The 22,530-nt window shown below is 51.9% G+C and carries 19 protein-coding genes; 14 read left to right on the top strand and 5 right to left on the bottom strand.

What is annotated here, in order from left to right:
- Window positions 1–104 precede the first annotated feature (104 nt).
- The 5 genes from FGS84_RS04660 to rho all read left to right on the top strand — a co-directional run bounded on the left by FGS84_RS04660 (window position 105) and on the right by rho (window position 7,209).
- On the top strand, window positions 105–1,169 hold the full coding sequence (locus FGS84_RS04660; protein WP_138306511.1) for an N-acetylmuramoyl-L-alanine amidase family protein: 1,065 nt from the start codon (window positions 105–107) through the stop codon (window positions 1,167–1,169).
- Window positions 1,170–1,259: 90 nt separating this feature from the next.
- The gene (locus tag FGS84_RS04665; RefSeq protein ID WP_138306512.1) at window positions 1,260–3,038 is read left to right on the top strand and encodes a GH25 family lysozyme; all 1,779 of its coding nucleotides are present in this window, start codon (window positions 1,260–1,262) and stop codon (window positions 3,036–3,038) included.
- A 218-nt stretch (window positions 3,039–3,256) separates the two neighbouring features.
- Complete coding sequence (locus tag FGS84_RS04670) at window positions 3,257–3,985, top strand: polysaccharide deacetylase family protein (RefSeq protein ID WP_138306513.1); 729 nt, start codon at window positions 3,257–3,259, stop codon at window positions 3,983–3,985.
- A gap of 13 nt (window positions 3,986–3,998) precedes the next feature.
- Complete coding sequence (locus FGS84_RS04675; protein WP_138306514.1) at window positions 3,999–5,315, top strand: replication-associated recombination protein A; 1,317 nt, start codon at window positions 3,999–4,001, stop codon at window positions 5,313–5,315.
- 232 nt (window positions 5,316–5,547) lie between these two features.
- Window positions 5,548–7,209: a transcription termination factor Rho gene (rho, locus tag FGS84_RS04680; protein WP_138306515.1), complete on the top strand. Its 1,662-nt coding sequence runs from the start codon at window positions 5,548–5,550 to the stop codon at window positions 7,207–7,209.
- A 5-nt stretch (window positions 7,210–7,214) separates the two neighbouring features.
- On the opposite strand, the gene mscL is transcribed toward rho, so the two are convergent.
- Window positions 7,215–7,667, bottom strand: coding sequence for a large-conductance mechanosensitive channel protein MscL (gene mscL / locus FGS84_RS04685; RefSeq protein WP_138306516.1), 453 nt, complete (start codon window positions 7,665–7,667; stop codon window positions 7,215–7,217).
- 169 nt (window positions 7,668–7,836) lie between these two features.
- On the opposite strand from mscL, the gene FGS84_RS04690 reads away from it, so the two are divergent.
- The 8 genes from FGS84_RS04690 (at window position 7,837) to nth (ending at window position 16,247) form a co-directional block, all read left to right on the top strand.
- Window positions 7,837–9,018, top strand: coding sequence for an L-threonylcarbamoyladenylate synthase (locus FGS84_RS04690; RefSeq protein ID WP_138306517.1), 1,182 nt, complete (start codon window positions 7,837–7,839; stop codon window positions 9,016–9,018).
- A 23-nt stretch (window positions 9,019–9,041) separates the two neighbouring features.
- Window positions 9,042–9,734 carry a FadR/GntR family transcriptional regulator gene (locus FGS84_RS04695; protein ID WP_138306518.1) on the top strand — a complete coding sequence of 231 codons (693 nt, stop codon included), beginning with the start codon at window positions 9,042–9,044 and terminating at the stop codon, window positions 9,732–9,734.
- A gap of 257 nt (window positions 9,735–9,991) precedes the next feature.
- Complete coding sequence (locus FGS84_RS04700) at window positions 9,992–11,452, top strand: NAD(P)/FAD-dependent oxidoreductase (protein WP_138306519.1); 1,461 nt, start codon at window positions 9,992–9,994, stop codon at window positions 11,450–11,452.
- A 3-nt stretch (window positions 11,453–11,455) separates the two neighbouring features.
- The gene (locus FGS84_RS04705) at window positions 11,456–12,688 is read left to right on the top strand and encodes an FAD-dependent oxidoreductase (RefSeq protein ID WP_138306520.1); all 1,233 of its coding nucleotides are present in this window, start codon (window positions 11,456–11,458) and stop codon (window positions 12,686–12,688) included.
- A complete protein-coding gene (locus tag FGS84_RS04710) occupies window positions 12,682–13,068 on the top strand; it encodes a DUF1667 domain-containing protein (protein WP_138306521.1) in 387 nt (128 codons plus the stop codon). The genes FGS84_RS04705 and FGS84_RS04710 overlap by 7 nt, the downstream gene beginning before the upstream one ends.
- Window positions 13,069–13,208: 140 nt before the next feature.
- Window positions 13,209–13,703, top strand: coding sequence for a dCMP deaminase family protein (locus tag FGS84_RS04715; protein WP_138306522.1), 495 nt, complete (start codon window positions 13,209–13,211; stop codon window positions 13,701–13,703).
- Window positions 13,704–13,707: 4 nt separating this feature from the next.
- Window positions 13,708–15,495 (top strand): DUF4080 domain-containing protein, encoded by a 1,788-nt coding sequence (locus FGS84_RS04720; RefSeq protein WP_138306523.1) that lies wholly within the window; start codon window positions 13,708–13,710, stop codon window positions 15,493–15,495.
- A gap of 56 nt (window positions 15,496–15,551) precedes the next feature.
- Window positions 15,552–16,247 carry an endonuclease III gene (nth, locus tag FGS84_RS04725; protein WP_138306524.1) on the top strand — a complete coding sequence of 232 codons (696 nt, stop codon included), beginning with the start codon at window positions 15,552–15,554 and terminating at the stop codon, window positions 16,245–16,247.
- A 10-nt stretch (window positions 16,248–16,257) separates the two neighbouring features.
- Here nth and FGS84_RS04730 read toward each other — a convergent pair whose 3' ends face one another.
- From FGS84_RS04730 to FGS84_RS04745, 4 genes are read right to left on the bottom strand one after another with little or no spacing between them, the layout of a single operon-like run.
- Complete coding sequence (locus tag FGS84_RS04730) at window positions 16,258–17,820, bottom strand: helix-turn-helix domain-containing protein (protein ID WP_138306525.1); 1,563 nt, start codon at window positions 17,818–17,820, stop codon at window positions 16,258–16,260.
- Window positions 17,798–19,609, bottom strand: a complete 1,812-nt coding sequence (locus FGS84_RS04735; RefSeq protein WP_138306526.1) for a sensor histidine kinase — start codon at window positions 19,607–19,609, stop codon at window positions 17,798–17,800. Before FGS84_RS04735 ends, FGS84_RS04730 begins: the two co-directional genes overlap by 23 nt.
- A 51-nt stretch (window positions 19,610–19,660) precedes the next feature.
- Window positions 19,661–20,701 (bottom strand): ABC transporter substrate-binding protein, encoded by a 1,041-nt coding sequence (locus FGS84_RS04740; protein WP_243129856.1) that lies wholly within the window; start codon window positions 20,699–20,701, stop codon window positions 19,661–19,663.
- 5 nt (window positions 20,702–20,706) lie between these two features.
- Window positions 20,707–21,375, bottom strand: coding sequence for a cyclase family protein (locus FGS84_RS04745; protein ID WP_138306528.1), 669 nt, complete (start codon window positions 21,373–21,375; stop codon window positions 20,707–20,709).
- A 235-nt stretch (window positions 21,376–21,610) separates the two neighbouring features.
- Between FGS84_RS04745 and FGS84_RS04750 the strand changes: the two genes are divergently transcribed.
- Window positions 21,611–22,522, top strand: a complete 912-nt coding sequence (locus tag FGS84_RS04750; RefSeq protein ID WP_138306529.1) for an amidohydrolase family protein — start codon at window positions 21,611–21,613, stop codon at window positions 22,520–22,522.
- Window positions 22,523–22,530: the final 8 nt, after the last annotated feature.

A 22,530-nucleotide genomic window follows, 5' to 3' on the forward strand; every position in this document is an offset into this window, starting at 1 on the left:
ATTTGTTACCAAATGAATATGGGATTGTGCTATAATCGGAGATATGTAAAAGGTTGGGGACAACTGTGTCCCTGACCGGATATACCAGGCGAGGAGGATGACAAATGGGATATAAAAAGTACTGGGCAGCAATCGCGGCAGCCGGTATGATTGGGGCCATGTCATTGGGGTCTGTATTTACCAGCTATGCAGCAGACGGATGGAGCAAATCCAATGATAATTGGACGTATATCTATAATGGACAGACACATACAGGATGGCTTCAGACCAGCGAGGGCTGGTATTATATGGATTTATCCACGGGATATATGTCTACAGGTTTTAAGCAGATTGACGGAAAATGGTATTTCTTCAGGCCAAACGGCCTTATGGCCATGGGATGGATTAATCCGGAGTACGGCAAGTGGTATTATCTGCTGAATGACGGCAGCATGGTAACGGGCTGGCTGAAGATTGGCAATGATTTCTACTTTATGCGGGGCAACGGAACCATGGCAACGGGCTGGCGTGAGATGGACGGCGCCTGGTATTATTTCCAGAGCAACGGAAAGTGCGTGGTTAATTCCTGGGCACAGATTAAGGACAACTGGTACCTCTTTGGCACGGACGGTAAGATGATGACTGGCTGGGCTAAAGTGGATAACGACTATTTCTACCTGAATACGGACGGCCGGATGCTGATTGGCTGGCTGAGCGACAGCGAAGGCAACAAATATTATATGGATACAAGCAACGGCAAGATGTCCACGGGCTGGAAGCAGATTGATAATTCCTGGCATTACTTCAACAGCAACGGACATATGATGACGGGATGGATTCAGCTGGACGGCAAGTACTACTATCTGAACCCTGCCAACGAGGGTAAGATGATTGCAGGCACAACGGCTACCATTAACGGCGTGCAGTATAACTTTGACGGCAGCGGCGTATGCCAGAATGCCAACGGCGTATCAGCCCAGACACCTGGAACTGTGAACAACAGCAGTACCGGCAGCTCCGGCAGCAGCGGCGGACCTGGTGTATCCGGTTCTTCCGGCTCCGGCATCAGCAGCGGTACTCCGGGCGGTACCGGAAACAGTACCAGCGGCCCTACCAGCAGCAATTCCAATAACAGCCCATCCGGCTCATCAACTGCGCTTGAACCTGGACGGACAGACGGACCAGGTTGATTTACAGCAGTTTAATAAGGGGGGATGTGACAGCGGATGGCTGGACATCCCTTCTTTTTTTGAAAAATACAAAGGTATGAGGAGAAGACTATGAAAAATACGACGCAGCTTATGAAACGCTGCCACGCGCTTGCCCTGGCAGGGCTTATCGGAGCAGGGATTATCATGCCCGCAGGTACATCCCTGGCCGTGGGACCGGGGGAAACCCAGTCCCCCACGGTCATATCTCCCGTGGGACCGGGACAGAGCTCCACCGGCAGTACGGGAACAGCCTCCGGGACAGGAAGCACCTCGGGCCAGGCTGCTGCTAATCCCAATGCATGGAAGAAGGTAAACGGCGTATACCAGATGCCGGACGGGTCCTCCATCAATAATGTACTGTTTCGCGGAATCGACGTATCCAGGTGGCAGGGGGATATTAACTGGGGCCAGGTGGCTGCGGATGACGTGTCTTTCGTCATGCTGGGCACCCGGTCAAAGGGGGCGGTGGACCCATATTTCCACAGGAATATCCAGCAGGCCAGCGCGGCAGGCGTCAAGGTGGGCGTCTATATCTATTCCCTGGCCATGACGCCGGAGATGGCAGTGGAGGAGGCGAATTTTGTCCTCAACCTGATTCACGATTACCCGGTCTCTTATCCGGTGGCGTTTGACATGGAGGATTCCACCCAGGGAACCCTGTCAAAGGATGAGCTGGCGGCCATTGCCAATGCATTCTGCGGGCGGATTTCAGAGGCAGGCTATTATCCGGTTATCTATGCAAATGACAACTGGCTTGCCAACAAGCTGGACATGAGCAAGATGAATTATCCTGTGTGGGTGGCGCGGTATTCTGCTAAACCGGCTTACCAGAATCCGGTAATGTGGCAGGCGACCAGTACAGGCGCTGTAAACGGCATAAGCGGAAATGTGGATATTGATTTCCAGTTCAGGGATTTCACCTCTGTGATTCCGGCTAATACATGGAGGACCATCAACGGCCAGACTTACTATTACCAGAACTACGTAAAGCAGAAAAATAACTGGATTCAGGATGACGGTACATGGTATTATATGAACGGGGACGGCCTGGTGTCCAGGGGCTGGCTCTCCCAGTCCGGCAAGTCCTATTATCTGGACGATACCACCGGTAAGATGGTAACCGGCTGGAAATCCGACAGCGGGAAGTGGTATTACTTCGGCAGTTCAGGCGCGCTTTCCAAGGGCTGGATTAATGATGGCGGAACCTGGTACTACAGCAACCAGGAGGGCGTGATGCAGACCGGGTGGCTGGATGACGGCGGCCGCAGATACTTCCTGGAAGGCAATGGCGCCATGGCCAGAGGATGGACCAGCCAGAATGGAAAGTGGTATTATCTGGACAGCTCAGGAGCGCTTTCCAGGGGCTGGATTAATGATAACGGAACCTGGTATTACAGCAGCCAGGAAGGTGTGATGCAGACCGGATGGCTGGATGATGGCGGGGAGCGGTATTATCTTAAGGGTTCCGGTGCCATGGCTACGGGCTGGCGCGAGATGGACGGGGCATGGTATTACTTTGAAGGCTCCGGGCGTATGGCCAAAGGCGTTATCGAGGTGGGCGGCCTTCACTACTATATGGACCCGTCCACAGGCCGTATGGCAACAGGCACTACGGTGGATATAGGAGGCGTTGCTTACAATGCCGATGGAAGCGGAGTGCTCAGCCAGGTTGTCCGGGAAACGGGCAATGAGGCAGGGGACGGCCAGAATGGGAATGTCCAGAACCAGGCGCCCCAGTCTTCACAGAACGGCGGGGTATCCACCCAGGCTCCGGGTTCAGGACAGGCTGTCACAGGCTCCTCCGGAGGACCGGGCGTGGTGGTAACACCCGTGGGACCGGGACAGTAGGAAGCAGGCTTTAAAGATGATATAACAATTACCATATAAAATAAGTCCGATATAACATATGTACAGCAGTGCGGCGCCGGGAGCAGTCCCGGCGCTGTTTCCTTCTTAATTATTCATTTTCAGGGACTGCGGCATGGAGTAAAAGGTAAAAGCATTTTTACATTGTCCCCGCACATATACTGGATAGATAAGGATGTGAAATAAGAGAGGGAAACAGGGTGAAGCTGATAAATAAGAAAAAACTCCTGGCGGCTGTATGCATAGCGGACCTTCTGCTGCTGGGCGGCCTTATCCATGCGGTAAGAGGGGGGACGCCGGCCCATGTGTCGGCTGACGAGGGCTCCTGGGTCAGGGAGGGAGGGGACACTCTGGACCGGGCCAAGGGACTGGAAGGAAAATGCGTGGCTCTGACCTTTGACGACGGACCCAATGGGGATTACACGGAAAAACTGCTGGACGGGCTGAAAGAAAGGAATGTGAGAGCCACCTTTTTCCTTATGGGGCAGAATATAGAGGGAAATGAGGAAATTGTAAAGCGCATGAAGGCGGAGGGACATCTGATTGGAAATCACAGCTACAGCCATATACAGCTCACAAAGGCTGGTTCGGATGCGGTCTGCCAGGCCGTGGACAGGACCAGCCGGATGATTGAGGGTATTATAGGAGAACGGCCCCAGTACATGCGGCCGCCCTATGGGGACTGGAATGAGGAGCTGGAGTGCAGGGTCGGCATGACCACCGTACTTTGGTCCGTGGATTCTCTGGACTGGAAACTGCGCAATACCAACCGCATTGTGAAACGCGTGGTGAAGGATGTGGAGGACGGGGATATCATACTGATGCATGATATTTTTCCCACTTCCGTGGAAGCTGCCCTGGAAATCGTTGACACGCTCACGAAGCGGGGCTATACTTTTGTTACGGTGGATGAACTGCTGATTGACTGAGGAGAAGACGGATATGGATTTATTTGATTATATGAGAGAAAAGGATATGGAGAAGGAGTCGCCCCTGGCGTCCAGGCTCCGTCCGAGAACCCTGGATGAGGTGGTGGGGCAGCAGCATATTGTGGGAAAGGATAAGCTGCTGTACCGGGCCATACAGGCGGATAAGCTGGGGTCCGTTATTTTTTACGGACCTCCTGGAACCGGTAAGACTACCCTGGCCAAGGTCATTGCCAATACCACAAGTGCGGATTTCAGGCAGATTAATGCAACGGTGGCAGGGAAAAAGGACATGGAGGAAGTGGTGAAGGAGGCCAAGGACAACATCGGCATGTATGGAAGGAAGACCATACTGTTTGTGGATGAGATTCACCGCTTTAATAAAGGACAGCAGGATTACCTTCTTCCCTTTGTGGAGGACGGGACGCTGATACTGATTGGCGCCACCACGGAGAACCCCTATTTTGAAGTAAACGGAGCCCTTCTATCCAGGTCCAGGATATTTGAACTCAAGCCCCTGGAAAAGGACGATGTAAAGGAGCTGATTCGCAGGGCGGTTTATGACAAGGAACGGGGCATGGGTATCTACGACGCAGACATTGACGAGGATGCAGCTGATTTTCTGGCAGACACAGCCAATGGGGATGCAAGGGCTGCCCTAAATGCCGTGGAGCTGGGGGTGCTGACCACTGCAAAGGGGCCGGACGGGCGTATTCACATTGATATGGCCGTGGCCCAGGAATGCATTCAGAAAAGGGCTGTCCGGTATGACAAGAACGGGGACAACCACTATGATACCATATCCGCATTCATCAAGAGCATGCGGGGGTCAGACCCGGACGCAGCCGTATATTATCTGGCGCGGATGCTGTATGCGGGAGAAGATATCAAGTTCATAGCCAGGAGGATTATGATATGCGCTGCAGAGGATGTGGGGAACGCAGACCCTCAGGCCCTTGTGGTGGCTGTAAACGCAGCCCTGGCAGCGGAGCGTATCGGACTTCCCGAGGCCAACATTATCCTTTCCCAGGCAGTGACCTATGTGGCCACTGCGCCCAAGAGCAATGCCGCCTGTATGGCGGTCCAGGAGGCCATGGAAGCAGTTAGGAATGAGCGGACCATGCCTGTGCCGGTCCACCTCCAGGATAAGCATTATAAGGGGGCGGCAAAGCTGGGCCATGGCGCAGGCTACCTGTATGCCCATGACTATCCCAAGCACTATGTGGAACAGCAGTATCTGCCCGGCGGAATGGAGGGAACGGTATTTTACAAACCTTCTGACAATGGATACGAGAAACAGATAAATGCGCACATGAAATGGCTTAAAAGCTGATTTTCTCAAATTTTAACTTTACAATTTCTGATATTCGTGTATATAATAGGGCTATACATAGATTAGCTGGCAGTTTTCTTAATACTGCCAGCAGTCTGTTAGTCCCTGAGCAATTCCCAAATCTGGAATAAACCCCGAATTTGAATGAACAGAAGATAATGTAAACATAGACAGAAGGTGTACACCGGCTTTTTTTGCGGGTGAAGAATTGATTTTAATAAGGAGAGATACTATGCGTGAAAAACTGCAGACCCTGCCTCTTTCAGAGTTAAAGGAAATGGCCAAGAGCCGTGGAATTAAGGGCATTAGTTCATTGAGAAAGGCAGAAATCATTGATTTGCTCTGCGATGAGGCGGAGAAAAACCCGGAGGTAAAGCCGGCAGAGATAAAACGGGAGGAGAGGACGGAAACAGCCCGCAGCCAGGAGACGCCCCGGGGTGCGGAAGGGTCCCGCAGCCAGGAACCATACCGTTCCCAGGACCAGTCCCATGCCCCTGAACGCAGCCAGTTAAGGAGCCAGGATTATCAGGAAAACCGCAATGACAGCAGAGGAACAGATAACCGACGCCCTATTTCAAGAGGGTATGACAACAAGTACGCACAGAACAGAACCCAGTCACCCAAACCCCATGGAAATAACAGCCAGAACAGCAGCATGAGCCAGAACAGCACCCCTTCGCAGAACGAGGGAGAGCGCTTTTCCAGGGCGGACCAGAGAAATGATGCAATTGGACTTTCCGGCCAGGATATGGCCGAGCTGGACAGCGGGATTGAGGCAAACGGCATACTGGAAGTTATGCCGGACGGATTCGGATTCATCCGCTGTGAAAATTTCCTTCCCGGTGAAAACGACGTCTACGTGGCTCCGTCCCAAATCCGCCGATTTAATCTGAAGACAGGGGATATTATAGTGGGAAACCGCAGGGTGAAGTCTGCAACAGAGAAGTTTGCAGCCCTGCTCTATATCAAGACCGTAAATGGATATTCGTTAAGCGCTACGGAGACAAGGCCCAACTTTGAGGACCTGACCCCTATTTTTCCCAACAGGCGCCTCCATATGGAAACGCCTGGCGAGAAGAATACAGTGGCCATGCGTGTCCTGGACCTTCTGGCTCCCATAGGCAAGGGCCAGCGTGGTATGATTGTATCACCGCCCAAAGCAGGTAAGACGACTCTGCTGAAGCAGGTTGCCAAGGCTGTCACCACCAATAATCCGGACATGCATCTGATGATTCTTCTGATAGATGAGCGCCCTGAGGAGGTTACGGACATAAGGGAGGCCATTGTGGGCCCCAATGTGGAAGTTATCTATTCTACCTTTGACGAGCTGCCGGACCGTCATAAGAGGGTATCCGAGATGGTAATTGAACGGGCCAAACGTCTGGTGGAGCACGGACGTGACGTCATTATTCTGCTGGACAGCATTACCAGGCTGGCTAGGGCATACAACCTGACCGTTGCACCCAGCGGCCGTACATTATCCGGCGGTCTGGACCCGGCGGCCCTGCATATGCCAAAGCGTTTCTTCGGTGCAGCCAGGAACATGCGCGAAGGCGGAAGCCTGACCGTTCTGGCCACGGCGCTGGTGGATACCGGAAGCCGTATGGATGATGTTGTGTATGAGGAATTTAAGGGCACCGGCAACATGGAGCTGGTGCTTGACAGGAAACTGTCTGAGAAACGAATCTTCCCGGCCATCGACATATTAAAGTCCGGTACCAGAAGGGATGACCTTCTGCTGACCAGGGAGGAAGCAGAGGCAGTGGATGTCATCCGCAAAGCCACCAATTCCCTGAAACCCGAGGATGCAGTGGAAAAGATACTTGACCTTTTCGCAAGGACCAGGAATAACAGGGAATTTGTGGAGAATGCCAAGCGGATTCGGTTTTACTAGGATTATCAGGCCATGTCCCTGCGTTCCTTTAGCAGGTCGCGGATTTCAGCCAGAAGCTCTTCCTGTGTGGGACCGGCCGGGGCAGGAGCCTCCTCCTTTGCCTCTTCTTCATGGCGCAGACGGCTGCTGATAACTGCAACTGTCTTAATCATGAAAAACATGCATACGCCGATAATGAGAAAATCCAATATATTTTGTAGGAAGCTGCCATAGAGAATGGCGGCTTCTTCCACTTCTGCCCCGTTTACCGTGGCCGCGGGATGGATGACGTATTTGAGTGTGTTGAAGCTGGCTCCGCCTGTCAGGGCGCCCAGTATGGGCATCAGAATGTCATTGACAAGAGAGGTCACAATCTTACTGAAAGCGCCGCCGATAATGACGCCCACAGCCATGTCGATGATGTTGCCCTTGAGGATGAATGCCTTGAATTCTTTCATTACGTTGTTAATATTGCTCATTGGTAAAGCCTCCAATCATTTGTAATAACTTAAGTTTACACGAAATGCCCGCAATCTTCAAGAGAGGGGAGCCGGTTAAAGGGGATTTCCCGGCTTTACATTGGCTGTAGCGGGTGCTAAAATAGACTGGACATAGAGCAGACGCCATTTAACAATCGAGGTATGAATCATGGAAACAAAAAGAATTACGATAGAAGACAGGAATCATATAAAGGATGAGGAGCTGAAGGAGGCGGCCGGCATACTGCGTTCAGGGGGCCTGGTGGCATTTCCCACGGAAACCGTATACGGCCTGGGCGGCAATGCCCTGGATGAGGATGCAGCAAGAAAAATCTATGCGGCAAAAGGAAGACCTTCCGATAATCCCCTCATTGCCCATGTATCATGCATGGAGGAAGTGGCCCCCCTTGTAAAGGAGATACCTGAGGCAGGGCGGAAGCTGATGGAGGCTTTCTGGCCAGGTCCTCTGACCATGATATTTCCCAAGAGCGACAGGGTGCCCTACGGAACAACCGGAGGACTGGATACAGTGGCAATCCGTATGCCGGACGACCCGGTGGCGAACCGGCTTATTGCCCTGGCCGGAGTGCCTGTGGCTGCGCCCAGCGCCAATACATCCGGCCGTCCAAGCCCCACTACGGCCGACCACGTATGGCAGGATATGAACGGCAGGATTGAGATGATTATTGACGGGGGACCGGTGGGAATCGGGGTGGAGTCCACCATCGTGGATGTATCATCTGCGGTGCCGGCCGTTCTCAGGCCGGGAGCCATTACCATGGAAATGCTGCAGGAGGTTCTGGGGGAAGTGAGCGTGGACCCGGCTATCCTGGGTCCTCTTTCCGCAGATGTAAGGCCAAAGGCACCGGGGATGAAGTATAAGCACTATGCTCCTAAGGCAGACCTTACACTGGTGGAGCCGGAAGGCCCGGCCCGGACGGCTGGCCCGGCCCGGATGGCTGATTCCGTGCGGACGGCTGATTCCGTGCGGATGGACGGTGCAGACCGGAATACGGCCGCCGACCAGGCAAATGGTTTAAATGAGAAGCAGCTCCAGGCCATGATTTGCAAGGTGCAGGAGCTTGCCCGTGAGAAGCTTGAGGCAGGATACAACGTGGGAGTTATCTGTACAGATGAGTCCAGGCATTGTTACACAGATGGAATCGTCCGCAGCATAGGCGCAAGAAAAAGCCAGGCATCTGTGGCTCATAATCTTTACGCCCTGCTCAGGGAATTTGATGATTTGGATGTGGATTACATATTTTCGGAGAGTTTCCCGCAGGACCATCTGGGGCAGGCCATAATGAACCGGCTGTCCAAGGCGGCAGGATATAAGATTGTAAAGGTATAATATAATACCGGGCAGGAGGAGACATGGAAAAACAGACCTTGGGGGAGGTTGCATCCCGGAAGCTTCTGGAGATGATACATAGGGACGGCTATGCGGCCGGGGACAAGCTTCCCACGGAAGCAGAACTGGTGGAACTTCTGGGGGTTGGCCGCAATACGGTGCGGGAAGCACTGAGAATCCTTATGTCCAGAAATATCGTTACCATACGCCAGGGTTCAGGCACTTTTATTTCAGATAAGAACGGGGTGTCCGATGACCCCCTGGGGTTTGCCATGATAGAAGACCGGAGAAAACTGACAGAGGACCTGATTCAGGTGCGTGTTATGCTGGAACCCCCCATTGCAGCCCTGGCAGCTCAGAATGCCACTGCGGAGGACATCCGTGAGCTGGAGGACATACTTCTGGGGCTGGAGGAACGGATGATACGGAGAAAAGACTATTCAGACAAGGATTCGCAGTTTCATGCCCAGATTGCAAATTGTTCCCACAATCTGGTCATGACCAATCTGGTGCCGGTAATTACAGACGGCGTCCGTGTCTTTGCTGGCGCTGTCCAGGAAACAGAGTATGAACAGACACTTAAATCCCACCGCAGGATATTTGAGGCCATCCGGGATAGGAAACCCGTGGAAGCACAGCAGGCCATGTACTTTCATCTGATGTATAATGATAACCGGTATAAGGGTGAAATGGGGGATGGGGAGCAGGAAAGATGAAGTAAGGAATTCAGGAGACTGGTTGTGTTCTTTGTTTTGTACAGAGAACACAGCCGGCCTTTTTTATTGCCGAATGATGGATTTAGATAACGGTGGATTATATTTAAAATGTTAGGATAATCCCTTTTGGATATATTCATCCTATAAATATTCCTGTTTTGAGCAATTACATATTGACTACACCTGGCAAATGTGGTAAAAATAAACTATATTCATGGGATGAATTTTGCCATTAATCCTTTAGGAGGAAAAGCAGGATGAAACAACTGTATGACGTAATTATTATTGGCGGCGGCGTGGTGGGCAGCGCCATTGCCAGGGAGATGTCCAGGTACCGTCTTAAAATAGGCGTGTTGGAAAAGAACCTGGACGTGTGCTATGAGACCAGCGGCAGAAATTCCGGCGTGGTCCATGGCGGGTTTGCCTATGACACCGGCTCATTGAAAGCACGGCTCTGCGTGGAGGGCAATCAATTCATGGGACAACTGGCAGAGGAGCTGGATTTTAAGTTCATCCGCTGCGGCAAGGTGCTGGTGGGCAATACGGCGGAGGATATGGAAACCCTGAAGCGGACCATACGGCAGGGAGAAGAAAATGGTGCCTCAGGGCTGGAACTGATTGGAAAGGAGCGGCTTCATCAACTGGTACCGGCTGTGGTGGGGGAATTTGCCATGTTTTCCGCTGGCAGCGGAATCGTGGACCCATTTGGCTACACCATAGCTCTGGCTGAGAATGCCCATGCCAACGGGGTTTCCTATTATTTCGGCCATGAGGTGACAGATATACAGAGGGACAGCGAAGGCAGCTATATTATCACAACCCCAAAGGGGCAGTTTTACACCAGGTGGGTTGTGAACAGCGCAGGGCTGGGATGCGGAAAAATATCTGATATGCTGGGAATCCGCGGGTATAAGGTGATTGGCTCCAAGGGTGATTATATCATTCTGGACAAGCGCACAGGCCCCCTTCTTCCCATGCCTGTATATCCTGTTCCCAGTAATACATACATGGGAATCCATGTGACCAACACTACGGACGGCAATGTCATCATTGGTCCCAATGCAGAGCTGGTAACGGATTTTACATACTATGGAGTGCCCCGGGAAAATATGGATTACCTGGCCAGGAGCGCTTCCGGCCTGTGGCCCTGCATCCATAAAAAGGACTATATCCGCAATTATTCAGGGATTCTGCCCAAATGGGTGGACGAGGACGGGGTTATCCAGGACTTTAAGATAGAAATAAGGGATGACATTGCTCCGCACGCCATTAACCTGGTGGGCATTGAGTCGCCCGGACTCACGGCGGCAGTACCCATTGCCCGTCATGCAATCAGCCTTATGAAAGAAAGAGAGAAGCTGGCATTGAATCCGGAATTTAATCCTGTGCGCAAAGGAATTCCCCGTTTCGCAGAGATGACAAAGGAAGAGCAGGAACAGATGATCAGGCAGAATCCTGATTACGGCCAGGTGGTGTGCCGCTGCGAAAAGGTAACCAGGGCGGAAATCCTGGCAGCCATCCATAATCCATTGGGAGTGGATACCATGGCAGGAGTCAAATACAGGACGCGTTCCATGATGGGACGGTGCCAGGGCGGGTATTGCCAGATGCGTATTGCACAGATGCTGGAAGAGGAGCTGGGAAAAAAGGAAACAGAAGTAAGGTATGCCAGAAAAGATTCACAGATGTTTTTCGGCAAAGTACGGGAGGAGGCGTAGGGAATGGAGATAGATGTTATCGTTGTTGGAGGCGGACCTGCCGGACTGGCTGCAGCCGTCCGGTTATACAGGAAAGGAATCCGTAACATCTTGATTGTGGAGCGGGAAAAGCAGCTGGGGGGAATCCTCCGGCAGTGCATCCATGACGGTTTTGGGCTGACCCGTTTTAAAACCACGCTGAGCGGACCGGAATACGCCCAGAGGTTCATTGATGAGGTGGAGGAATTAGGGATTCCCTATATCGCCGATGCAACTGTGCTGGAGGTGGCGGAAAATAAGACTGTGACAGCTGCCACACGTCAGGGGCTCAAGGTCTGGAAGGCAAAATCCGTCATTCTCACCATGGGATGCAGGGAACGCACCAGAGGCGCTTTGGGAATCCCGGGTGAGCGGCCTGCCGGTGTATTTACGGCAGGGGTTGCCCAGGCTTATATTAATCTGTACAATGTGATGCCTGCAAAGGAGGTGGTAATCCTGGGGTCCGGAGACATCGGCATGATTATGGCCCGAAGGCTAACTTTAGAAGGCGCCCATGTCCAGGCCGTGTTTGAGATTCAGCCCTATCCCAGCGGCCTGCCACGTAATGTGGAGCAATGTCTGAACGATTACGCAGTTCCGCTGTACCTGAGCCATACGGTTACGGCTGTCCACGGGGACAACCGTCTGACAGGCGTCACGGTGTCCCGGGTGGACGAGCATTTAAGACCTATTCCGGGAACTGAAAGGGAGTATAAGTGCGATACACTGATACTTTCCGTGGGCCTGATTCCGGAAAACGAATTATCGCTGGACGCCGGCATAACCCTGGATGACAGGACAAAAGGCGCTGTGGTGGATGAGCATTTCCAGACAGATGTGGAGGGGATTTTTGCTGCCGGAAACGTGCTTCATGTCCATGATTTAGTGGATTTCGTTTCCATGGAAGCAGAGAGTCTGGCAGATTCTGCGGCAGAGTATGTGCAGAAGGGGAGCCTGCCCCCCTGCCCTATTGAGATAGGTACGGACAGCCATATTAACCATACGGTTCCGCAGCGGGTGAGCGGCACCAGGGACTTTAAGCTGTCCCTGCGGGTAAACAGCCCTTTGAAGGAATGCCGTATTGAGGTAAGACAGGACGGAGCAGTGGTGGCATCAAAGAAAATGAAGAAGGCGATACCGGCTGAAATGATTGAACTGACTGTTAAGGCAGATAAACTGATGTCCCGGAACCGGCTGGAGGTGAGTGTTGAATGTTGAGAGAATATACATGCATTATCTGTCCCAACGGATGTGATATAAGGGCGCAGATTGAAGAACAGGAAGACGGAACCAGGCAGATTTGCTCTGTGGAAGGCGCTGCATGTCCAAAGGGAAGGGCATATGTGGAGCAGGAGGTGACGGACCCGCAGAGGAACATTGCCACATCTGTATTGGTAAGAGGAGGCATCCTTCCGCTGGCCAGTGTGAGGCTGACAAATCCCATTCCACGGGACCGTATTTTTGATGCAATGCAGGAGATAAAGAAATGTACGCTGACTGCCCCTGTGAAAGCGGGGACCGTTGTCATCTCCCGTTTGCTGGGATATGACACGGATGTGATTGTGACTAAGTCAGTGCCTGAGACTGGATGCAGGTAAGGTTAGCGCTGAGGCTGTAAAAGTAAACCGCCCCGCGGCAGCCGCGGCACCGCCATATTCACCTAACTTTGTTGATTAAATAAGCGCGGAATGTTATAATCCATTCACAGACAGAGGAAAAAAGATAAAGGAGGAAAAAGATGACAGGAAAACGCGCTGATTATATAACATGGGACGAATATTTCATGGGGGTGGCCCTGCTGTCGGGCAGACGTTCCAAGGACCCCAGTACCCAGGTGGGAGCCTGTATTGTCAGCCAGGACAATAAGATTCTGTCCATGGGCTACAATGGCTTTCCAAAGGGGTGTTCGGACGACGAATTTCCCTGGGGCAAGGAAAACGAGAAAGAGGACCCTTATAATTCCAAATATTTCTACTCCACACACAGTGAGTTAAATGCTATCCTTAATTACAGAGGCGGAAGCCTGGAGGGAAGCAAGCTCTACGTAACCCTGTTCCCCTGCAATGAGTGCGCCAAGGCCATTATCCAGGCCGGAATCAAGACCATTGTATTCAGGGAGGATAAATATGCGGACACGCCGGCGGTAAAGGCGTCCAAGCGCATGCTGAACGCAGCAGGCGTGCGCTATTATCAATACCAGTCAACAGGCCATAAAATTGAGCTAGAGGTATAGTCCCATGAAAATACTGCTGGCGGCTGTCAATGCTAAATATATACATTCCAATCTGGGGATTTACAGCCTGAAGGCCTATGCAGACCAGGCTTTTGAAGCAGGAGGAGAGGGCTTTGCCGTCCCGTCTGTTGAATTGGCTGAATATACCATCAACCATCAATTGGATTTGATTCTCCAGGATATATACAGAAGGGAACCGGACGTAATCGCCTTTTCCTGCTATATCTGGAATATAGAATATATCCGATATCTGGCTGCGGACTTAGGAAAAATACTGCCGGATGTCCCCATATGGCTGGGAGGGCCGGAGGTATCCTTTGACGCAGAAGGGGTGCTTCGCAGTATGCCGGAGGTAACCGGCATCATGAAGGGGGAGGGAGAGGAAACCTTTGCACAGCTGACCGGATATTATGTGGATAAGTGGGCCGGAAAAGAGGGCGGCAGTGGAAAACGCCGGGTAAACGGACAAGCCGGCCTGGAGAATATACCAGGACTTGCCTTCCGTCTTCCAGAGGGTTCGCTGGCAGACACCGGCATCCGTCCGGCCATGGATATGAGCCGGATTCCCTTTCCTTATAAGCATATGGACATAAAGGAATTGGAGCACCGCATTATTTACTATGAGAGCAGCAGGGGCTGTCCCTTTTCCTGCAGCTACTGTCTGTCCTCCATTGATAAAAGCGTACGGTTCAGAAGCCTGGAGCTGGTGTTTGATGAGCTGTCCTGTTTTCTGGAGGCCAGGGTGCCCCAGGTAAAATTTGTGGACAGGACCTTTAACTGCAATAAAAAACATGCCATGGCCATATGGCAGTTTATCCGCAGGCAGGATAACGGGGTGACTAATTTCCATTTTGAGATTGCAGCTGACCTTCTGGATGAGGAGGAAATAGAACTCCTGGGACAGATGCGCCCCGGCCTGGTACAGTTGGAGATTGGCGTCCAGTCCACGAATCCGGCCACACTTAAGACCATACGCCGCAAGACTGATATCGGCGGGATACGCCGTATTACCGGTACAATCAACAGGGGACATAATGTCCACCAGCATCTGGACCTGATTGCAGGTCTGCCCCATGAGAACCTGGAATGTTTCCGGCATTCATTCAACCAGGTATATTCCATGGAGCCGGAACAGCTCCAGCTGGGATTTTTGAAGGTGCTGAAGGGCTCTTATATGGAAGAAATGGCATCCTCCTATGAGCTGAGATACTCCTCCAGGCCGCCCTATGAGGTCCTTTCCACCAGATGGCTGTCTTACCGCGACATTCTGGAACTGAAGGGCGTGGAGGACATGGTGGAGGTGTATTATAACAGCAGACAGTTTGTCCATACCCTGACTGCGCTTGCGGCAAGATACGGCTCACCCTATGAGATGTTTCTGGATATGGCTGCATTTTACCGTGAAAACCGTCTTGCCGGCATCAGTCACAGCCGGATAGCCAGATACGAGATACTTTACAGTATCATAGCCAGGCATGAGGCAGCGCAGAGGGATGCTTCTGTTATGGAAATGTTCAGGGACCTCCTTATGTATGACCTGTATCTCAGGGAAAATGTGAAAAGCCGTCCCTCCTTTGCACGCGACCAGAGTCCCTATAAACAGGCTGTCCGGGCGTTTTTCCAGAGGGAGGAGGAATCGCCCCGGTACCTTATGGATTATGAGGGGTATGATTCCAGGCAGATGAGTAAAATGGCCCATATTGAGGCCATGGGCGACGGAAGCCTGGTGCTGTTTGATTACAGGCACAGGGACCCGCTGACCTATAATGCAAGGGCAGACAGGGTACAGTGACAGAGATTTAGATGTTGTAAATACAACGAAAATGTTGCCATGAAAGGATTGGATATATGCAGCAAGACACCATTACAGATAAACCAGGGAACGGAAAAAAAGCTGGCAGGGAGACAAAAGCAGAACAGGCAGCCCGCATTGAACGTATTCTGGCTGCACTGGACCGGGAATACGGTACGGAATACCGGTGTTACCTGAATCATGAGACTCCCTGGCAGCTGCTGATTGCGGTCATCATGAGCGCACAGTGCACAGATGCCAGGGTGAATATCGTCACAGCTGATTTATTCCGGAAATACGATACCCTGGAGAAGTTTGCCGCGGCGGATTTAAAGGAACTGGAGCAGGATATCCATTCCATTGGGTTTTATCACATGAAAGCGAAGAATATCATCGCCTGCTGCCGGGACCTGGTGGAACGGTTTGGGGGAGAGGTGCCCGGGACCATAGAGGAACTGACCTCCCTGGCCGGCGTTGGACGCAAGACAGCCAATGTCATACGGGGGAACATATACAATGAACCAAGTATTGTGGTGGACACCCATGTGAAGCGCATATCCAGGAAGCTGGGCCTTACAAAAGAGCAGGAGCCGGAAAAGATTGAATACGACCTGATGAAGGTGCTGCCAAAGGACCACTGGATTCTGTGGAATATACATATCATAACCCTGGGCCGCACCATCTGCATTGCGAGACGCCCTAAATGCCGGGATTGTTTCCTGCGGGAGGAATGTCCGGGCAGGGAAGACTAGAGCAATCCCCTTACCTCCGGCTTTGGAACTCCGAAGGCGACTTTCCATAATATCGTTTGAATGCGGCGCTGAAATAGGCCGCATTTTCATATCCCACCCTGGATGAAATCTCATACATTTTCATATTGGTATTTTCCAGCAGTCCCCTGGCCTTTTCCATCCGTATCTTTATCAGATAATCCGTAAATGTGATGCCTGTTTCGCTCTTAAACACTGTGCTGAAATAGGAGGTGCTTAAACAGACCGCCCCGGCCACCTCCTCAATGGAAAAGGAGGAGGACATGTAGTGGTTCTGGATGTACAGGATGGCCTGGTCTATGAGCCTTCCGTAACGGCTTTTATTGATGCGGATGCTGTCGCATATTTTGAACAGGTTCAGCTTCAGGTTTTCAATGTTGGATTCCAGGGTGCCTTCGGCGGCCACCTTCTTAAATTCCTCAATGGGATTGCGGAATATGTCCTGAAGATTGATTCCGGATTCACCTAGTTCCTTCATCAGATGGGTATAGAAGCTTCCCAGGGAAAATGTCATATACAGATAGCTTTCGCTTCCCTTCTGATAGAGCCACGTCTTTAACTTCTCCAGCTCCTGGGTAATCCCTTCTTTATTCTGCTCCTTGATGAAAGTAATGAGCCGGGTATCCGGGATGGGGTATCCATGGCTGTCCTCCGGCCCCTTGCAGATATAGGACTCCACTTCCTCGTAAAAGATATCTGCGTTGGAGCCCTTGATAAAATGCAGCTTGCATGCCTCATGGCAGGTTTTCACGCTTTTGTGGAGCCTGTGGATTCCCTGGACAATGCTGCCCGAAGCAATGCTCACATCACAATAGCTTCCTTCGTAGGGAAACTGTCTGCGTATGGAGTCCACCAGGATTCTGCGCTGTACGCTCAGCTCCATTCCGGACCGGGCGGTGAGACAGACGCTGTAGCTGTACTGATGGGATTCCAGCAAATAAAGGCTGTCCTTAAGCAGAATCTGGTTCAGGGCTGAAAACCTGCGCTCTGAGGCGTACCGGATGTCGTCGGACAGCTTGCTTAGGCTGTGCTCGTCCAGCTCCACCTGTATGTAACAGCACCACGAACCAGGCTCCAAATCCAGTTCAGTCCACACGCTGTCCCCCTCTGCTGCCGCTGTTTCCTGGACCGCCATGTTGCGCAGCAGCTGGGTGGCCATCAGGCGCTTGTCGTGGTGGAACTGCTGGCAGTGGGAGACTGCATTGGACAGAATCCGGTTCATGGCCTCCAGGTCAATGGGTTTCAGTATGTAATCCAGGGCCCGCAGATGCATGGCTGTCCTGGCATATTCAAAGTCATCATAGGCGCTGATAATGAGAATCACGATATTGGGGTTTAAGTCCTTTGCCAGCCCGGACAGCTCCAGTCCATCAATATATGGCATACGGATGTCGGTGATAAGGATGTCGGGGGGATTAGCCTTCATCTGGTTCCAGGCATCCTGCCCGTCGGCAGCAGTACCGGAGAGACAGATACCCAGCCCCTCCCAGTCAATCTGACGGGACAGGCCTTCCAGTATGATTTCATTGTCATCACAGAGCATTGCCTGGAACATATGTATCATCTCCTTTCAGTTTTGGAATCCTTACAGTTACCTCGGTGCCAAAATCCTGCTCCGACGTGATGGTAATGCCGTAGCTGCTTCCAAAGAGGATATGGACCCGCTCATTGACATTGTAGAGCCCGTACCCTGAGTCCCTCCGGTCCGGGTGGGCAGTTGTGTCCAGCTGCCTCAGCAGGCCATCCAGGGTAACACGGTCCATGCCCCTGCTGATATCCTGTACGGACAGCACAAGGCTGTCCTCGTCCTCGTAAATGCGGACCTGTATAAAGACCTTCTGCCCCGGCATGGGCACTGCGTGGGCAATGGCATTTTCAGCCAGAGGCTGTAAGAGCAGCTTAAGGGTACGGTAGGAATACAGAACAGGGTCGCATTCAATGGCATATTCGAATTTCTTGCTGTAAATCATATTGGTGATGAACAGGTAGCTGCTTATGTGCCGCAGCTCTTCTTCTATGGTGATGATTTCATTTCCCTTGCTGAGGGAAATCTTAAACAGCGTGGACAGCTCGTTGAGCATTTTTTCCGCGTCCCTGTTTTTGTCCATCCTCAGCAGCCACATGACGGAATCCAGGGAATTGTAGAGAAAATGGGGCTGTATCTGGGCCTGGAGGGCCTTTAGCTCTGAATTCTTAAGCTTTTTCTGCTCCTCGTAAATCTGGTTGATAAGCTTCTGAATCCGTTCCAGCATCTGGTTGAAATTTTTGCCCAGCCGTCCGAATTCATCGGAGGAGTGATAGGTGTAGCGGACAGAGAAATCCCCGTTTTCCACATCCTCCATCATTCGGTAGAGAATCTGCACTGGCTTGTATACGGACTGGGATATGAGCATGGCCGCATACAGGGAGGAAAAGGCAATAATCAGAAGAAGCAGCATGACAATATGGGTGATGTCCTTGCTGTTCTGGGTCAGGAATCCCCGGTCTATGATGCCTGCAATCCGCCAGTTGGAATTCATCAGGGTACGGCTCACCACCAGGTACCCGCTGTCAGGCACAACCATGGATTTTCCCACGGCAGAGCCGGTGGATTCCAGAATATGGGATACCAGGCTGGGAGAGATATCAATGGGATAGTGAAGGTCGTTGCCTGCATTGGAGCGGAACAGGATGCCGCCCTCCTGGTCAATGATGCAGATGACCCCGTTGTTGAGGCTGTGCTTGATTTTCTCAGTAATGGCGTCCTCCTTGATGTCGGCCGCCACAATACCGTTAACCATACCGGAAGCCTTGTCCACCACCGGCTGACCCACGGTAATAAAGTTGTCACTGATGGAGCTGCGGACAATGAAGCTGCCTTCGTGGGAAGGGAACCAGGTGGCCTCCTCGCTGCCTGCTATGGTTTTGTACCAGGTAGTTTCCCTCTGGTCCTCTGATTTGAAGGAGTAGTAGTTGGATTTGTAACGCCCCCCGTTCTGGCCGAATACATACACCCCGAAGATATCCTTGCGGTAGGTGGAGATGGAGGCCAGTTCCATGCTGCCCGCCAGGTCATTGGAATACTGGTCGCGGATGGAGTCAAAATCCATGCGCAGGTATTTCTGCATCTTGATGTCGCCGGTCAGCATGCCGCAGAGACTCCAGGCATCGCCCAGCAGACTGTCAATATCATCACAGACCAGGTCAATGGTTTCGATGGAGGACTTTTCCGTCATGTTAATGATGAAATTGGTATAGAGATGATAGGCGGCAATCCCCACCAGGAGCACAGGGATGCAGGACAGTGTTACAAAGGAAATCAGCAGTTTCCTGCGGAATGAAAGCTGTCGGAAGAATTTTTTCATGAATCCCGTTTCCTTTCCGGTATTACATAGCAACCGTTCTAAGGGCTGCTATTAATAAGCGGTGAGCGCATACTCGGCCGCATTCTCAGCCGTGATGATTTGATAGGGAATCATAACCATGGGAAAGGGCTTGCAGTCACGTTCCATCTGCTGAATCAGGAAGGCTGCGATGAATCCCCAGCGGGGGTTGCTCTCCACCGTGCCCAGATATTCCCCGGCAATGATGGCCTTGCACACATCCTGGATGCCGTTGATGGACACAATGGCGATTTCCCCAGGCGGCAGCCCGGCCACCTTGATGGCCTGGAGGGCTCCCAGACCGTCCTCATCGCTGTGGGCAAAGACAGCGTCTATGGTCTGGCCCCGGTTGGCAGCTTTGATAAGGGCGTTTTCCATTGCTTTTTGGGCTGTTACACGGTCAAAATTACCGTATTCCACATCAATGATTTCCATGTTGGGATACTGCATAAGGGCCTGATGGAATCCCTTTGAACGTGCCTGGGCTCCGGGCGAGCTTTCGGTGCCGTAGATTTCCACGATGCGGCAGGGCTGATTCCCGAATTTATCCGCCAGAAGACCGGCGCAAATCTGCCCCTCCTTCAGATAGTCTGCGGAAATAAGGGACACATAGTAGCTCTGGTCAATGGTTTCAGCTGACTGGTCTATGAGGATGACGGGAATGCCTGCATCCTTGGCGTCCTGGAGCACCGGGGTCAGGGCCGACAGGTCCGCAGGCACGATAACCAGATAGTCCACTCCTTCCCGAATCAGGCTGCGTATATCCTCCAGCTGCCACTGGACGGAATAGTCCTCAGGCTCGTGGTAGATAAAGTCCATCCCATTGGGAATCAGGGCCTCGCGGAAACTGTTGATTTGGGCGGTTCTCCATGGATTGTCGGTTTCTATCTGGGAAAATCCCACATGGAGGCCGGAGCTGTCAGCCGGCTCCGGCTCCCAGTTTACAGCCTGGTTGGAGGTGTCATACAGGGTTATTCCCAGGATAATGCATAGGGAGCAGATGATAAGGAGACACCAGTGTTTTTTAAGCAGTGACTTGAACCGTGTCTTAAAATGCAGCATAAACCGTGACATAGGCATCAGTACTCCGCCCACATGGTAACCGGTGAACTGTCAATGCCTTCAATTATCAAAGGGATGGCGGCTGCCTTTCTCAGAAAACCGGACGGGAGCCCTTCCATATTCACATCCTCAATGATACAGATGTAGTGGTTGTGGTACATGCCGAGCATGGTCTGATGGGCCAGGTCGCCGTCCTCTGTGTCGCTGTAGGAGGCCAGTGATACAAAGTCCAGGGCCACTGCCTTCAGATGGCTCATGCGGTCCTGAAGGTATGCGGCCAGCTGGCTGCTGACAGCGGGACCGTTGTGTTCATAGACCTCAGGCTTTTCACTGCGGTATTTCCAGAAGCCGGTGCGGATTAAAAGCAAATCAGCGTCTTTTATGTCCTCACTGTGGGAAATCAGGTCCTCAGGCATGACCTTTTCTCCCGGTTCCTTTGGTATGTCCAGAAGCAGGGGCCTGTGAAAGAAAAAATGCTCAAAGGGAACCTGGTCCAGGGAAATGCCCTTTCCGTAAAAATGCATGGGTCCGTCCAGATGGGTTCCGTAGTGGTTGAACAGATGGATGGTACAGGTGTTGGCCGTGTCGCCTCCGGCAATGGAGGTATGCGGTTCCAGGCTGAATGTGGGGTTGCCGGGCCAGGTGGGCTGCCCCTGTTTTATGGGATACGATAACAACTGATACATAAAATCCCTCCTTACGATAAAGATATCATCCGAATGCAACAGTTCAGTCATGTACGGCTGGACTGATATCATTAAATCACGATTTACAGGGAGCGTCAATAAGATAGGATGAAATCAAAACATATTCCAATCAAATCATATATACATAAAAATATGGTCATAGTATACTAATGACATCCGAAAAACAGTGCTGTTAAAGTGCAATATACACAAACATACAGGTAGGGGGAGTTAGATGGATGTAATTGATATTCATGCCCACATATACGAACGGGTGGCGGGAATCACCCAGGGACAGCCCATGTCCTCCGCTAATCTGGGGCGGGTTTTTATAGGAAATGGGGAAGTGCAGTTTTTGCCTCCCTCCTTTGAACAGACCCGCAGTACGGCGGAAATGCTCATCGCCTACATGGACTGGTGCGGCATTGAGAAAGCAGTTCTCATGCCCAATCCCTATTACGGATACCACAACCGGTATTTTGCGGAGAGCGTCAAACAGTATCCGGACCGGTTGAGAGGCGTGGCGCTGGTTGACATAATGAAAGGACAGAAGGCTGCCAGCGAACTGGCATCCATCTATGACCAGGGAATTCTGTTTGGTTTTAAGGTGGAGGTGGACAGCACCTTCCAGTGCGCTCCGGGAACCCGCCTTTCGGATTCCGGGCTGGCCCCTGTGTGGGACTGCTGCAACCAATACCGGCAGCCGGTGTTCATCCACATGTTCCGCACAGAGGATATTGGGGACGTGGGTTTCCTGGCCTCAGCCTATCCCAATATCAGCTTTGTCCTGTGCCATATGGGGGCGGACGCCTGTTTTAAGAAGGGGATGCCTGAATCCAATTACAGGGAAGTGCTTAACCTGGTAAAGAACCATTCCAATGTTTACATCGACACCTCCACCGTACCCGTGTATTTTGATGAGGAATACCCCTGGCCCTCTTCCGTGGAAATCATAGAGGCCTGTTACCGCCATGCGGGACCGGAGAAAATGATGTGGGCTTCGGATTATCCGGGCATGCTGAACCATGGGACCATGAGGCAGCTGATTCATCTGGTGGAGAAGCACTGCAGCCATATACCGGAGTCCCACCGGCAGATGATTATGGCGGACAACGCCAGACGTTTGTTCTTTGACAGTCAGAAGTAACTCCCGTA

It is taken from the genome of Clostridium sp. 1001271st1 H5, assembly GCF_005845215.1.
GTDB lineage: Bacteria > Bacillota > Clostridia > Lachnospirales > Lachnospiraceae > Enterocloster.

What these genes read in the sequence shown, in the direction of transcription:
- FGS84_RS04660 (WP_138306511.1), top strand. Translation starts at nt 105, where the DNA reads ATGGGATATAAAAAGTACTGGGCAGCAATCGCGGCAGCCGGTATGATT.
- FGS84_RS04665 (WP_138306512.1), top strand. Translation starts at nt 1,260, where the DNA reads ATGAAAAATACGACGCAGCTTATGAAACGCTGCCACGCGCTTGCCCTG.
- FGS84_RS04675 (WP_138306514.1), top strand. Translation starts at nt 3,999, where the DNA reads ATGGATTTATTTGATTATATGAGAGAAAAGGATATGGAGAAGGAGTCG.
- rho (WP_138306515.1), top strand. Translation starts at nt 5,548, where the DNA reads ATGCGTGAAAAACTGCAGACCCTGCCTCTTTCAGAGTTAAAGGAAATG.
- mscL (WP_138306516.1), bottom strand. Translation starts at nt 7,667, where the DNA reads ATGAGCAATATTAACAACGTAATGAAAGAATTCAAGGCATTCATCCTC.
- FGS84_RS04690 (WP_138306517.1), top strand. Translation starts at nt 7,837, where the DNA reads ATGGAAACAAAAAGAATTACGATAGAAGACAGGAATCATATAAAGGAT.
- FGS84_RS04695 (WP_138306518.1), top strand. Translation starts at nt 9,042, where the DNA reads ATGGAAAAACAGACCTTGGGGGAGGTTGCATCCCGGAAGCTTCTGGAG.
- FGS84_RS04700 (WP_138306519.1), top strand. Translation starts at nt 9,992, where the DNA reads ATGAAACAACTGTATGACGTAATTATTATTGGCGGCGGCGTGGTGGGC.
- FGS84_RS04705 (WP_138306520.1), top strand. Translation starts at nt 11,456, where the DNA reads ATGGAGATAGATGTTATCGTTGTTGGAGGCGGACCTGCCGGACTGGCT.
- FGS84_RS04710 (WP_138306521.1), top strand. Translation starts at nt 12,682, where the DNA reads ATGTTGAGAGAATATACATGCATTATCTGTCCCAACGGATGTGATATA.
- FGS84_RS04715 (WP_138306522.1), top strand. Translation starts at nt 13,209, where the DNA reads ATGACAGGAAAACGCGCTGATTATATAACATGGGACGAATATTTCATG.
- FGS84_RS04720 (WP_138306523.1), top strand. Translation starts at nt 13,708, where the DNA reads ATGAAAATACTGCTGGCGGCTGTCAATGCTAAATATATACATTCCAAT.
- nth (WP_138306524.1), top strand. Translation starts at nt 15,552, where the DNA reads ATGCAGCAAGACACCATTACAGATAAACCAGGGAACGGAAAAAAAGCT.
- FGS84_RS04730 (WP_138306525.1), bottom strand. Translation starts at nt 17,820, where the DNA reads ATGTTCCAGGCAATGCTCTGTGATGACAATGAAATCATACTGGAAGGC.
- FGS84_RS04735 (WP_138306526.1), bottom strand. Translation starts at nt 19,609, where the DNA reads ATGAAAAAATTCTTCCGACAGCTTTCATTCCGCAGGAAACTGCTGATT.
- FGS84_RS04740 (WP_243129856.1), bottom strand. Translation starts at nt 20,701, where the DNA reads ATGTCACGGTTTATGCTGCATTTTAAGACACGGTTCAAGTCACTGCTT.
- FGS84_RS04745 (WP_138306528.1), bottom strand. Translation starts at nt 21,375, where the DNA reads ATGTATCAGTTGTTATCGTATCCCATAAAACAGGGGCAGCCCACCTGG.
- FGS84_RS04750 (WP_138306529.1), top strand. Translation starts at nt 21,611, where the DNA reads ATGGATGTAATTGATATTCATGCCCACATATACGAACGGGTGGCGGGA.